Below are 255 nucleotides of genomic sequence, written 5' to 3' on the forward strand. Positions count from 1 at the left end.
CGGTCACGCGGATGTTGAGGCGGACGCCGACGCGGTTTTGGACGCGGACCTGGCCGGAGATGGTGTCGATGGAGGCGGTGACGCCGGCGGGGTGGTCGCCGGGGGTGGCGTTCTGCGGGATCGAGACCTTCACCGGCACGACGGCGGTGGCTCCGGCGGCGATGGTCACTTTGTCGGGGATTTCGATCCAGGCGCCGCCGTCGACGGGTGTGGCGTCCGAGGGCCGCATGTCGAAGTAGCCCTTGGCGGTCAGGT

General features: G+C 70.2%; 1 pseudogene. It reads right to left on the bottom strand.

The window, feature by feature from the left end:
• Positions 1–255, bottom strand: a pseudogene (locus tag QSK36_RS43395) (WxL protein peptidoglycan domain-containing protein); the annotation flags it as partial.

Source organism: Microbispora sp. NBRC 16548, from assembly GCF_030268985.1.
In the GTDB taxonomy this organism is placed as follows: Bacteria; Actinomycetota; Actinomycetes; order Streptosporangiales; family Streptosporangiaceae; genus Microbispora; species Microbispora catharanthi.